Genomic DNA, 11,939 nt, shown 5'->3' on the forward strand with positions numbered 1-11,939 from the left:
CGGCAACAACACCCCCGCGCTTGTCCCTCATTCGGCTGGTTCGGGCGAATCCTTGAGCGCCGATTCCAGCTTGCGGCTGACGGTTTGCGGAGAAACCGTGCGCTTGGCAACGCGCGAATAGAAGATGGGGATGAGGAACAGCGTGATCAGCGTCGCCAGGCTGACGCCGAACACCACGACGACGCCGATCGACTGGCGCGCCGCCGCCCCCGCACCGCCGCGGATCACCAGCGGCAGCGCGCCGATGACCGTGGCGATCGATGTCATGAGGATCGGGCGCAACCGGCGCTTCGCCGCTTCCCGGATGGCGCGGCCTATTTCCAGCCCTTCATCACGCAGCTGGTTGGCGAACTCGACGATCAGAATGCCGTTCTTCGCCGCCAGGCCGACCAGCATGACGATGCCGATCTGGCTGTAGAGGTTGACCGATCCGCCGGTCAACGCCAGCCCCAGCACGCCGCCCGCGACCGCAAGCGGCACGGTCGCGATGATGACGCCGGGATGGATGAAGCTTTCGAATTGCGCCGCCAGCAACAGGAACACCACCACGATGGTGAGGCCGAACACCAGCCAGATCGCACCGCCGGTTTCCCGCAGCGACTGGCTTTCGCCACGATAGCCCAGCGCGATGACTTCGGGCGACTGGCGCGCCTGCCCTTCCAGCCAGGTCAGCGCATCGCCCAGCGACGTGCCCGGCGCCAGCGCGGCGGTCAGCGTGATTGCCCGCAATTTGTTGAAGCGGTTGAGCTGGCGCGGGCCTGCCACTTCCTTGACCGTCACCAGCGATGACAGGGGCACCAGTGCGCCGGTCCGGCTGCGCACGTTGATCCGCTCCAGGTCAGCGACGGTTTCGCGCCCTTCATCCTCCGCCTGCACCAAAACGCGATATTCCTCGCCCCGGTCGACATAGGTGGTGACACGGCGGGACCCCAGCAGGCTTTGCAGCGCCTGGCTGACGTCATTGACCGATACGCCGAGGTCCCCCGCCCGTTGCAAATTGGTTTCGATCCGCATCTGCGGCTTGGATTCCTTGTAATCGCTGTCGAGGTTGATGAGGCCGGGATAGTTGGCCGCGGCCGCCATGATCCTGTCCCGCGCCGCCGCAAGACCCTCATAGGTCGCGCCCGCCAGCACCAGATTGACCGGCAGCCCCCGGCCCCGGCCCAGCCCCGATCGCGGCGCCGCATTGCCGCGCACGCCGGGCTGATCGGCAATCACCTTGTTGATGATGGTCGCCACTTCCGCGGTGGTGATGCTGCGATCTTCCCACGGGCGCAGGAAGGCGATGACATTGCCACTGTTGAAATCGTCGGTGGTCCCGAAACCACCGGGGGCGCGAACCACCAGATTTTGCAGCGTGCCATCCTTGCGCAGGAAATTGAGGTCCTTCTCGATCTTGAGCATATAGGCCAGCATCTGGTCATAGCCGGTGCCTTCGGGCGCGCTGATGCTGGATTCAACGACGCCGGTATCTTCGGCCGGCGCCAGTTCGGTCGGCAGGCGGGTGAAGAAGAGCCCGGCGACGCCCAGAAAAATCACCACTGCCAGAACCGGCAGCAAGGGCTTGCGCAGCACATGGTCGAGCCAGCGGGCATAGCCACTCTCGATCCGCTGGAACCGGTTATCGACCCACCGCGCCAATCGCCCGCGCTCGGCGGTCTTGAGCAGTTTGGAACAGAGCATCGGCGCAAGGCTGAGCGAGATGAAGCCGGAAAAGCCAATCGCCGCGATCATCGCGATGGCGAGTTCCCGGAACAGCAGGCCCGTCTGTCCGGCCAGGAACATGATCGGTACGAAGACCGCGCACACCACCAACGTCGTGGAGATGATCGCGAAGCCCACCTGCCGCGAGCCAAGATACGCCGCGACCAGCGGATCATCACCCTGCTCGACCCTGTGATAGACATTTTCGAGGACGACGATCGCGTCGTCGACCACAAGACCGATCGCCAGCACGAACGCCAGCAGCGTCAGCAGATTGATCGACAGGCCCAGCAACCACATCACGGCGCAAGTGGCGAGCAAACAGATCGGCACGGTGACAGCCGGAACCAGCGTCGCACGGACCGACCCCAGGAATAGGAAGATTACCATGATGACGAGCAGCGCCGCTTCCAGCAGCGTATCGTAGACATTCTCGATCGCGCGCTCGATAAACAGGCTTTCGTCAGTGCCGATGGCGATAGACATGCCCGCAGGCAGCTCCAGCTCCTTGATCAGCGCCTTGGCCTTTTGCGCAACTTCCAGCGTGTTGGCGCCCGACTGGCGAATGATGCCCAGGCCGATCGCGGTGCCGCCATTGGAGCGGAAACTGCTATAGGGATTTTCCGGCCCTTCCTCGATCCGCGCGACATCGCCCAGCTTCACCTGATAGCCGTCCGCCCCGCGTCCGATGACCAGATCGGCAAATTGTTGCGGCGTGGCGAAAGGGCGCTCGACGCGCAGGGTCTGGTTCTGCTGCTTTGATTCAAACCTGCCGGCGGGCAGTTCGACATTCTGCGTGCGCAGCGCATTTTCGACATCCGCCGGCGTCAGCCCGAACGCGGCCAGCTTCTCAGCGTTGAACCAGATACGGGTCGATGGCCGCGCCTCACCGCCAATGAACACGCGGGCAACCCCGTCGATCGCGGAGAAGCGGTCTACGATATTGCGGTCGACATAGTCGCTGATCTGGATGGAGCTCCAGCCCGGCCGCGATACGGAAAGGAACAGGATGGATCGGGCATCGGAATCCACCTTGCGAATTTCAGGCGCCAATGCGTCTTCGGGCAGATCCTCGACCACCGACCCGACCCGGTCGCGCACGTCATTGGCGGCGCTGTCGATATCGCGCGAGGGGTCGAATTCGATGTTGATGTCCGACTGGCCATCCTCCGACGTCGATGTGATCGTCTGAATGCCCTGCACGCCTGCGACTGCATCCTCGATCAACTGGGTGATGCGGGTTTCCACGACAGACGCTGCCGCGCCGGTATAGATGGTTTCCACCGAAACGATCGGCGGATCGGTGTCGGGATATTCGCGCACCGAAAGGCTGAGATAACCGACCACGCCGACGATGCAGAGCAGCACAGCGACAACCGCAGCGAATACGGGGCGGCGGACGGACAGGTCGGACAGCTGCATGGCGACGCGTCCTCAGCCCTTGGCCTTGGCGGCGCCGGATTGTGGCTTGTCGCCGGCCAGCCGCACCGTTGCGCCGTCGCTCAATTTGACGACACCTTCGGTCACGATCGGCTGGCCGGCCTTGAGGCCGCCCACAATTTCGACCATGCCATTCTGGCGCATGCCGGTATCGACCTTCACCCGCTTGGCGGTGCGCCCGTCCAGCGCGAAGACATAACGATCCTCGCCATCGCCCACCACCGCCAGTTCCGGCACCGCCAGCGACTCGCGCTGGCTCGCCTGAACGCTGACGGTCAGCAACATGCCGGGTTTCAGCGCCTTGTCCCCATTGGGCAGGATGGCGCGGACCCTGACGGCGCGCGTCGCCGGATCGATCACCGGGTCGATGGTCGCGATCGTCCCCTTGAACGGCCGATCGGGCCAGGCGGCAGATACCGCGTCGATCGGCATGCCTTCGCGGATCATCGACAGCTGGGTTTCGGGAATGGCGAAATCCAGCTTGATGCGACTGATGTCGCTCACTGTGGCGATCGCGGTCCCGGCCGGGATGATCGCGCCCGGCGATATGGTGCGCAGGCTGACCCAGCCGCCAAAGGTTGCACGGATCACCCGGTCGCTGATCGCGGCGCGCGACTGGTCAGCCGCCGCCTTGGCCGCGTTTGCAAGCGCAAGCTGCTGGTCGAGCGACGCGGCGGTGGCAAAGCCGCGCGTCTTGAGCGCTTGAATACGCTCCAGCTGCTGGCCGGCCTGCCGCGCCTGCGCCTGTGCGGCGGCGAGTTCCGCCTTTTCCTGCGCGACAGCCATGGTGGCGATCACCTGGCCCCGGCTGACGAAGCCGCCATCGGCGAAGTTCACGGTATCAATGCGCTCGGTCACGGGCGCGGACAACACGACCTGTTCATTGGCGAGCGCCGTGCCGACCGCTTCGACCCGGTCGGTAAAGGTCGCCGTCCCGATCGGCTTGACCGTCACCAGCGGCGCGGCGCGTTGCGGTTTCTGTTCCTCGCCGCTGCAACCGGCAAGACAAAGGGCGCTGAGAAATAGGGGCAAAATAAGGCGCATGATGAGGGGCTATCGGGCCTTTCCTCGCGACACAAGCTGACCCTTGGTCGCGGTCTGTATCATTATGTATCGACGGCGGGAACGAAGCTGGCGCGATTATCCGCCAAGCCGGGCGTGCAGAAGAAATTCGATATTGCCCTGCGGACCGGTAATGGGACTTTGCGTCAGTCCCGCGACGGTCCATCCCTGCGCCGCTACCCAGTCCTGCACCTCCATGCAGACGCGGTCATGGATGGCGGGATCGCGCACGACTCCATTTTTGCCAACCTCCTCCCGGCGCGCTTCGAACTGCGGCTTGATGAGCGCGACGAGGTGCGCGCCGGGTCGGGCGAAGCCGATCGGCTTTTCCAGCACCTTGGCCAGGCTGATGAAGCTGGCATCGCACACGATGATATCGACTGGCTCTGGTATATGGGCATCGGTCAGGATGCGGGCGCTGGTCTGTTCATGGACGATGACGCGGTCGTCGCTGCGCAACTTCCAGGCGAGCTGGTTGGTCCCGCTGTCGACGGCATAGACCTTCGCGGCGCCGTGCGTCAGCAGAACGTCGGTAAAGCCGCCGGTAGACGATCCGACATCCATGGCCACAAAGCCGGTAACGTCGATGGCGAACGCCTCCAGCGCGTGGGCCAATTTGATGCCGCCGCGCGATACCCAGGGATGATCGCGCCCGCGAAGGTCAAGCGCCGCGTCGGCCGGCACCTGCTGCCCCGCCTTTTCAACCTTGCGATCGCCCAGATAGACCAGGCCAGCCAGAATCAGCGCCTGCGCGCGCGCGCGGCTCTCGGCGAGCCCCGCATCCACAAGTAGCTGATCGGCCCGAACCTTGGCCATCAGCGCACCAGCGCGGTAAGCGTGGCGGGCGTCAGCAGCTGCGGCAGCACAACGGCCTCCTTGCCCGGCGCATACCAGAGATAGAGCGGCACGCCCGACCGCCCCTGGCTTTCCAGGAAGCGGGTGATGGCTGGATCAGCATTGGTCCAGTCGCCAACCATGACAGTGACGCCGGCCTTGTCGAACGCCGCGCGCACCTCCGCCCTGTCGATGGCGGCGGCCTCATTGGCCTTGCAGGTCAGGCACCAGTCGGCGGTGAAATAGAGGAAGACAGGCTTGTTCGCGGCCCGCAGCCCATCCAGTTTCTCGACAGCGAAAGCGACAGAAGTTGCGTTGTTTTCAGCCCGTACCGGGGCGGCTGAGGGCAAGGCGATCGCGGCCCCGGCCAGCAATGCCAGCGCGCCGATCCCGGCGATCAGACCGCCGCCCTTCCCGCCATGCTGGCGCGCGCCCAGCCACCAGAGCAGCAACGCCAGCAGCAACGCCGCGCCAAGGCCGATGGTCATGCCCGACACGCCGCGTTGCTGGCCCAGTAGCCAGGCAAGGCCCAGCGCCGTCAGGAACATCGGCACCGACAACAGCTTCTGGAACCGCCCCATCCAGGCGCCGGGGCGCGGCAGGCGGCTGCGCAGTGCCGGGATGTAGGCCAGCAGCAGGAAGGGGAGCGCAAGGCCGAGGCCAAGGCCTGCAAAGATGGCGAGCGCGGCGGCCAGCGGCAGCAGCAGAGCCGCGCCCATCGCAGCCGCCATGAATGGCCCGGTGCAAGGCGTCGCGACAAAGGCGACCAGCGCGCCGGTCCAGAACGCGCCCATCGTTCCGCCCTTGCCCGCCAGACCGTCTCCGCCGCCAAAAGGCCGCAGCTCGAAAAGGCCAGCAAGGTTGAAGGCAATGGCGCTGACGAGCAGTAGCAACGTCAGGATGATGCGCGGATCCTGTAACTGGAAGGCCCAGCCCACGGCATTGCCCGCAGCGCGCAGGGCCAGCAGCAGCCCTCCCAGCGCTAGACAGGTCAGGATTACACCCGCCGCATAGGCCAACGCCTCCCGCCGGACGCTGCGTTCGTCCCCGCCCGCCTTGGCCAAGCTCATCGCTTTGAGGCCCAGGATCGGGAAGACGCAAGGCATGATGTTGAGCAGCAGGCCGCCGAGCAAGGCGCCTCCCAAGGCCGCCAATATGGCGCCGGCTTGCCCTTCAGGTTGCGGTTCTTCGACTGGCCCTGGAACAGCCGTCAGCAGGAAACCGACATGGTCGCCCGTCCGCAGCACCGCCTGCACTGGACCATCCTTGACGCCTTCACCCGCCGTCGTATCGATAACCATCTGGTTATCCTTTCGGGTCACGCGTTGGTCGGCCGCATAGCGGATCAGTCCTTCGGTCAGCGCGAAGAGATGGACGTCCCGTGCCTCCGCCTCCATGGGCAAGGGGATTGCCATGCGCAGCCGGCCGTCCTTGACCGTATAGCGCGCCTGCGATCCCAGCGGCCGCGGCAAGTGCATCCGCCAGGCGTCGAACCGCGTCCGCGACGCTGGCGCGACCGCGCCGTTGCCCGCGACCAGATCGAGCCGCAACGTTCCGCTTTCGGGCACGCACACCTTGTCTGTGCAGGCCAGCCATTGCGCCTTTGCCACCACCGGCAGGCGCGTGCCCGGCGCCACATCGCCCGCGACCTTGAGGTTGGCGAGGATGGCATAAGGCCCTTCATAAACATGGTTCATCAGGCCCGAAATCAGCAGCGTTTCAGGCACCGGATAGCGCAGCGGGCCAACCGTCACACCCCTGGGCAAGGTCCATTCCACGCTCATGCCAAGGCCCGCGTCGCCGGGATTTTCCCAATAGCCATGCCACCCCGATTCGGGGGTCATGGCAAAGGCGATGGTCGTTGCCCCACCGGGCGCGGGGCTGTCGCTTTCACTGTCCAGTTGCGCCGCGATATGGGCCGGACCGCCGCCGAACGCCCCCTGCGCCCATGCGACAGGATGGAGCGCCAGCAGCGCGAGCGTCATGACGATGACTTGAAAAATCCGCATCGGGCCTCTGGTCGGGTGGATGCTTGGGGGCTAGGTCGCTCCCCATCCGCCGTCAAGGCAAGAGAAGGTTCTAGCATATGTTCAAAAGAGTCGCCGCCGCTTTGTTGCTCGCCACCGCCATGCCCGTGATGGCCCAAAGCCCTGCTCCGGCACCGGCAAGCACAGCCCCCGCGACTCCGCCCAAGCTGATCGTCGCCATATCCGTCGATCAGTTTTCTGCCGACCTGTTCAGCGAATATCGCCAATATTATGTCGGCGGCCTCAAGCGGCTGACCGAAGGCGCGGTTTTCCCGCGCGGCTATCAGAGCCATGCCGCGACAGAGACCTGCCCCGGCCATTCGACCATCCTGACCGGCAGCCGGCCTTCGCGCACCGGGATCATCGCCAATAATTGGATCGACCTGGGCACGGCGCGCGCCGACAAAACCGTCTATTGCGCGGAGGATGAAAGCCAGCCGGGCAGCAGCAGCGACAAATATGTCGCCTCGCCCATACACCTCAAGGTGCCGACACTGGGCGGCCGCATGAAGCTGGCCAATCCCGCGACCCGCGTCGTATCGATCGCCGGCAAGGATCGGGCCGCGATCATGATGGGCGGCCCGACGGCCGATCAGGTCTGGTGGCTGGGCGGTCCGCAGGGCTATGTCAGCTACAAGGGCATCGCGACGCCGCCGCTGGTCGCCAAGGTCAATGGCGCCATGGCGCAGCGGCTGGCGCAGGCCAATCCCGGCTTCGAATTGCCGCAACAATGCGTGTCGAAGGATTTCGCGGTCCGGGCCGGCGACCGCAGCGTGGGCACCGGCCGATTTGCGCGCGACGCCGGCGATTATAATGCATTCCGCATTTCGCCCGAACAGGACGCGATGACGCTGGCCTTTGCCGCCGCCGCAATCGAAAATATGGATCTTGGCAAGCAGGCGCAGACCGACATCATTTCGATCGGCCTGTCGGCGACCGACTATATCGGCCACAGCTATGGCACCGAGGGCACCGAAAGCTGCATCCAGGTGGCTCGGCTCGATCAGGAACTGGGCGCCTTCTTCGACCGGCTGGACAAGGACGGAATCGACTATGCGGTCGTGCTGACCGCCGATCATGGTGGCCACGACCTGCCAGAACGGCATCGGATGAACGCCATGCCGATGGAAAGCCGTGTCGATATCGCGCTGACTCCCAAGGCGCTGAATGCCACGATCGCGCAGCAGGTCGGCATGCCCGGTCGCACGCTGATCTGGGCCGATGGCGCGGCAGGCGACCTCTATTTCGACCGGGGACTGTCCGCTGCCGAGCGCGCTAAGGTCGAAGCCGCGACGCTGAGGCTGCTGCGCGCCCATCCGCAGGTGCAGGCGGTCTTCACCAAGGCCGAGATCGCCGCCACACCGTCACCCACCGGCCGCCCCGAAAATTGGAGCCTGATCCAGGAGGCGCGCGCCAGCTTTTATCCAGAGCGTTCCGGCGACCTGCTTGTGCTGCTCAAGCCCAATATCATGTCGATCCCCGAACGGGCGGTAATGGGCGCGGTGGCGACCCATGGATCGCCCTGGGACATGGACCGCCGCGTGCCAATCCTGTTCTGGCGCAAGGGGATGCGGCATTTCGAACAGCCGCTGGGCGTGGAGACGGTGGACATCATGCCCAGCCTTGCCGCGCTGATCGGCCTGCCCGTGCCGAAGACCGAAATTGACGGTCGATGCCTCGATCTGATCGCTGGCGACGGCGACAGCTGCGCGGCACACTGATTGATCTGTGGCCCGGTCAGCCGCCGCGCGCGGTCGACCGGGGCAGATGCAGGCAAATTTCCGCGCGCAGACCGCCGTCCGGCCGGTTCGCCAGCGTCAAATGGCCGCCCTCGACCGCCACCGCTTTCTGCACGATTGCCAGGCCCAGCCCCAGTCCACGCGTATTGCGCTGGCGCGCGTCATCCAGCCGGGAAAAAGGCCGCAACACTTCCTCCAGCCGCTCGCGCGGAATGCCCGGACCGTCATCATCGACGCGGATCAGAACCTCCTGCCCCTTGCGTAGCAGCGAAACGCGGGCGCGATCGCCATAATGGAGCGCGTTCTCGACAAGGTTGCGCACCGCCCGGCGCAAGGACAAGCCGCGCACCTCCATTTCCAGATGATCGGGGCCATCATAGCTGACGTCCTGACCATGGTCCTGAAAGGCATCGACCACCGTCGCGATGCTGACTGCGATGTCGGTGCGCACGACCGGTTCGGGGTCCTTTTCGCCCCCGAGGAACGCGAGCAGCGATTCCAGCATCGCTCCCATCTCCTCCAAGTCGTCGGCCATGGCATCGCGCGTCTCGTCATCCCGCACCCCTTCAAGCCGCAATTGCAGGCGCGCCAAGGGCGTGCGCAAGTCATGCCCAACCGCTGCCAGCGTTTCCGTCCGCTCGTTAATCAGGCGATGCATGCGCGCCTGCATGGCGTTGAACGCGCTGATGAGATTACGCACATCGGCGGTGCCCGCTTCCGGCACGATGACTTCGGACCCAAGGCCAATGCGATGAGTCGCATGCGTCAGGTCGCGCAGCGGTGCCAGCGTCCGGCGAATGAGGACCCATCCGGCAAGCAGCAGCGCCAGCACCGGGATCAGCGCCAGCCCCATGCGCCCAATGGTGAACGCCCATTTTCCGCCGCCATGCGGCATGCCGAAATAGAGCCAGCTGCCGTCGGCCAGCCGCAGCCCGCCATTAATTTCGGAATGGCGACCGGGAGTCAGGCGCAACCAGAGCTGCGATCGTTCCAGACTGGGTTCCCAGGCAATGATCTGCCGGCGCATCCGTTCCAGCTCGGGCGACAGTGGCGGCGGAGGCGGCGCAGCGGGCGACCAGTGGACGTCGTAGCGATCAGTCGTCAGCTGGATGCCCAGCAGGCGGCGATCCTCCGGCGGCTGTTCGGTCAGCAGCTTGCGCGCGATGACCAGATGTTCCGCCAGGCGTCGCGCTTCGTCGTCCTGGAGATAAAGCTGGCTGGTCCGTTCGTAGATCAGCGTGCCGACGGCAAATTCCAGCAGCACGGTCAGCAGCAGGATCGCAAAGAGCCGTCCCAGCAGCCCGAGCGATCCGCGCATATGGAGTTTCAAGCGCGGCTGACTTCGGCGTTGAACATATAGCCGACGCCGCGAACGGTGGTGATCGGCGCGCCCTTGTCCTGCGTGCTGAGCTTGCGCCGGAGCCGGCTGACCAGCACGTCGATGCTGCGGTCGCTGCTGTCGCCCATGCGGGTGCGCGACAGTTCGATCAGCCGTTCGCGCGCGATGACGCGCTGCGGATGGCTGAGAAAGCTGCACAGAAGGTCGAATTCAGCGCCGGTCAGGTCGACGATCGCCCCGGTCGGGGATCGCAGTTCGCGGCGGGGAAAGTTGACGGCCCAGCCGTCAAAATGCGCCTCGCTTTCGCGATGTTCGTCCGGCCCCCGCTCCACGCCCACGCGGCGCAGAATGGCGCGGATGCGCGCGATCAGTTCGCGGGTGCCAAAGGGCTTGGGCAGATAATCGTCAGCGCCCAGTTCAAGGCCGACGATACGGTCGGTTTCGCTGCCCCGGGCGCTGATGAAGATGATCGGCACGTCGCTCTTGCGCCGGATCTGGCGGCACAGGTCTATCCCGTTTGTGCCCGGCAACATGACGTCCAGCACGACGAGGTCTACCGGGCCGGCGTCGAACGCCACCCACATTTCAGGGCCGGACGAGGCCGGGCGCACCTGATAGCCATGTTCCTGAAGCGCGCGGGCGGTGAGCGTCCGCAGCGGCGGATCGTCCTCGACCAGGATGATCGACGGAGCGGTCATGGATGCGGCTGCTTGGGCAAGGACATGACCGGGAAATAAGCGGCGGCGGATCGGCGGTCAACTGGCCCAAAGGGCAAGCCATGGACGATCATGGCGGCAGCAACAATTTGTCACGTCCCGCACACCGCAAAGACCGGACCCGGCTGACCGGGCCCGGTCTTTTTACGTTAGAAGGCCGCCGTCAAGGAAAAGACGATCTTGCCACGGGCGATGGAGGACCCATCGGCGTCCTGGAAATTGGGACGCAGATAATTTTCCTCGACACGCGCGATGTCGGTATCGACATAGGCGACACCGGCGGTCAGCGGCGTGCCGGGAATGGCGACATCAGCACCCACCAGCCAGTCGAGATATTTGCCGGTCGGCGCAATCGACGTGCCATTGGGACCCAGGCCGCTATTGCCCTTCGACCAGCCCAGATGCGCCTTGAGCGTGACCGGCGTATTGGGAAGCGAGCCACTCACGTCGCCCCAGACGTAGAAATTGTCATTCTTCTTGCCGGGGCGGAAGACCGTGCAGGCCGCATCGCTGCAGACTTTGCCCAAAGCCTGCTGCTTGGGCGCATAGGCGACCCCGACCAGGCCCTTGATCGGCCCGATCTGATGCGACAGCTTCACATAGGGTTCGGCGAAATCGGTGTCGTCGGCGCCCGACGGATACATGTACCAGGTCAGCCCGACGTCAAGCGTCGTGCCTTCGCCCAGCGGCACGGCATATCCTGCAAACAGGTCAAGTTCCATGTTCGCGCCGCCAAAGGTGCCCCATCCCGAAAGGTTGGATGCCCATGTGCCGGCGTAAGCGCCGCTTTCGTGCGAGACCGTGATCCCGCCCTGTACCGCCATGCTCTTGTCGGTCTGCGACACGCCACGGAAGCGATAATCGGAAACCAGGCCGACGCTGCCGGATACGGTGACGGGGCTGGTGGGCTCTTCCTGCGCGAAAGCCGGGGCGCTGGAAAGGAGCGCGAGGGCGGCACAGGCGATCTTGTAATTCATGAACATTCCCCTTTTACGTTGGAATGTTCCGTCCTGCATCCGCCGGTCCGGGGGTCTGTTTGGCGCCCCCGATATCAGCGGATGACGCTTCCCATACGCAA

General features: G+C 65.0%; 8 protein-coding genes. 1 reads left to right on the forward strand and 7 read right to left on the reverse strand.

Annotation, left to right across the window (positions count from 1 at the left end):
- Nucleotides 1–27 precede the first annotated feature (27 nt).
- The 4 genes from LL253_RS01420 to LL253_RS01435 form a co-directional block, all read right to left on the reverse strand.
- On the reverse strand, nt 28–3,126 hold the full coding sequence (locus LL253_RS01420; protein ID WP_228225917.1) for an efflux RND transporter permease subunit: 3,099 nt from the start codon (nt 3,124–3,126) through the stop codon (nt 28–30).
- Between the two features lie 12 nt (nt 3,127–3,138).
- On the reverse strand, nt 3,139–4,188 hold the full coding sequence (locus tag LL253_RS01425; RefSeq protein WP_228225918.1) for an efflux RND transporter periplasmic adaptor subunit: 1,050 nt from the start codon (nt 4,186–4,188) through the stop codon (nt 3,139–3,141).
- 96 nt (nt 4,189–4,284) lie between these two features.
- Entirely contained in the window at nt 4,285–5,022 is a 738-nt protein-coding gene (locus LL253_RS01430; protein ID WP_228225919.1) for a TlyA family RNA methyltransferase, read from the reverse strand.
- A complete protein-coding gene (locus LL253_RS01435) occupies nt 5,022–7,049 on the reverse strand; it encodes a protein-disulfide reductase DsbD family protein (protein ID WP_228225920.1) in 2,028 nt (675 codons plus the stop codon). Before LL253_RS01435 ends, LL253_RS01430 begins: the two co-directional genes overlap by 1 nt.
- A 77-nt stretch (nt 7,050–7,126) precedes the next feature.
- On the opposite strand from LL253_RS01435, the gene LL253_RS01440 reads away from it, so the two are divergent.
- Complete coding sequence (locus LL253_RS01440) at nt 7,127–8,788, forward strand: alkaline phosphatase family protein (RefSeq protein WP_228225921.1); 1,662 nt, start codon at nt 7,127–7,129, stop codon at nt 8,786–8,788.
- 16 nt (nt 8,789–8,804) lie between these two features.
- Here the strand turns inward: LL253_RS01440 and LL253_RS01445 are convergent, their stop codons facing one another.
- The 3 genes from LL253_RS01445 to LL253_RS01455 form a co-directional block, all read right to left on the reverse strand.
- The gene (locus LL253_RS01445; RefSeq protein WP_228220710.1) at nt 8,805–10,124 is read right to left on the reverse strand and encodes an ATP-binding protein; all 1,320 of its coding nucleotides are present in this window, start codon (nt 10,122–10,124) and stop codon (nt 8,805–8,807) included.
- Between the two features lie 8 nt (nt 10,125–10,132).
- Nucleotides 10,133–10,843 (reverse strand): response regulator, encoded by a 711-nt coding sequence (locus LL253_RS01450; RefSeq protein WP_009822464.1) that lies wholly within the window; start codon nt 10,841–10,843, stop codon nt 10,133–10,135.
- Nucleotides 10,844–11,010: 167 nt separating this feature from the next.
- Nucleotides 11,011–11,844 carry a TorF family putative porin gene (locus LL253_RS01455; protein WP_009822466.1) on the reverse strand — a complete coding sequence of 278 codons (834 nt, stop codon included), beginning with the start codon at nt 11,842–11,844 and terminating at the stop codon, nt 11,011–11,013.
- Between the last annotated feature and the right edge of the window lie 95 nt (nt 11,845–11,939).

This window comes from Sphingobium soli, assembly GCF_020782245.1.
In the GTDB taxonomy this organism is placed as follows: Bacteria; Pseudomonadota; Alphaproteobacteria; order Sphingomonadales; family Sphingomonadaceae; genus Sphingobium; species Sphingobium soli.

What these genes read in the sequence shown, in the direction of transcription:
- LL253_RS01420 (WP_228225917.1), bottom strand. Translation starts at nt 3,126, where the DNA reads ATGCAGCTGTCCGACCTGTCCGTCCGCCGCCCCGTATTCGCTGCGGTT.
- LL253_RS01445 (WP_228220710.1), bottom strand. Translation starts at nt 10,124, where the DNA reads ATGCGCGGATCGCTCGGGCTGCTGGGACGGCTCTTTGCGATCCTGCTG.
- LL253_RS01435 (WP_228225920.1), bottom strand. Translation starts at nt 7,049, where the DNA reads ATGCGGATTTTTCAAGTCATCGTCATGACGCTCGCGCTGCTGGCGCTC.
- LL253_RS01425 (WP_228225918.1), bottom strand. Translation starts at nt 4,188, where the DNA reads ATGCGCCTTATTTTGCCCCTATTTCTCAGCGCCCTTTGTCTTGCCGGT.
- LL253_RS01455 (WP_009822466.1), bottom strand. Translation starts at nt 11,844, where the DNA reads ATGTTCATGAATTACAAGATCGCCTGTGCCGCCCTCGCGCTCCTTTCC.
- LL253_RS01450 (WP_009822464.1), bottom strand. Translation starts at nt 10,843, where the DNA reads ATGACCGCTCCGTCGATCATCCTGGTCGAGGACGATCCGCCGCTGCGG.
- LL253_RS01440 (WP_228225921.1), top strand. Translation starts at nt 7,127, where the DNA reads ATGTTCAAAAGAGTCGCCGCCGCTTTGTTGCTCGCCACCGCCATGCCC.
- LL253_RS01430 (WP_228225919.1), bottom strand. Translation starts at nt 5,022, where the DNA reads ATGGCCAAGGTTCGGGCCGATCAGCTACTTGTGGATGCGGGGCTCGCC.